Below are 328 nucleotides of genomic sequence, written 5' to 3' on the forward strand. Positions count from 1 at the left end.
GGTCCGAATAATATATTTGGTTCCTTTAGAGATGGGCTGAGAACTGTGTAAACAATGCAAAGGATGATGCCCGTGTGGAAAACAAAGGACACCACCAATAGGTGTGCGGATATCAACTTCCTTAACCGATGCATTTCCTCGTGCTGGCTGCGTTGAATCTTCTAAGTTCACCAAAAACCTTGTTGCGCCACCTTCAAAGTCTTCGTTAAGTAAGATGAGAAATGTCATCTGACTATATCGATCTGGATAAGCGTTATGAATAAGCTCTTCATTGACCACTCGTGAGCCAGGCCACGCTCCATCGATATGATTCTTAAAAAAGTCGCCC

The 328-nt window shown here is 43.6% G+C and carries 1 pseudogene; it reads right to left on the reverse strand.

Features of this window, described 5'->3' with window-relative positions:
• Positions 1-328 (reverse strand): annotated as a pseudogene (locus A3739_RS08505) (oxidoreductase); the annotation flags it as partial.

The sequence above is a fragment of the Oleiphilus sp. HI0067 genome, assembly GCF_001635735.1.